Below are 255 nucleotides of genomic sequence, written 5' to 3'. Positions count from 1 at the left end.
TAGTAACTTACAAAGAAGTAAGAGCTGACGGAAACTGTGCTAGCAACTATACTTTAACCAGAACATGGACGGCTAAAGATGCTTGTGGTAATGAATCTTCTAAATCTCAAACAATCACTGTAAAAGACACAACGGCTCCGGTATTGAGCAATGCTCCTGCTGATGTAACTGTAGAGTGTTCTGCGGTTCCAACTGCTACTGCTGCTGATTTAACGGCTACTGATAATTGTGATGCTGCTCCTGTAGTAACTTACA

At 41.6% G+C, this 255-nt stretch carries 1 protein-coding gene; it reads left to right on the top strand.

Annotation, left to right across the window (positions count from 1 at the left end):
- A partial coding sequence (locus tag EOD40_RS18095; RefSeq protein ID WP_164905520.1) for a hypothetical protein occupies positions 1-255 on the top strand: 255 nt, incomplete at both ends.

This window comes from Flavobacterium sufflavum, assembly GCF_004016525.1.
GTDB lineage: Bacteria > Bacteroidota > Bacteroidia > Flavobacteriales > Flavobacteriaceae > Flavobacterium > Flavobacterium sufflavum.
This window is presented reverse-complemented; position numbering and strand designations above follow the sequence as displayed.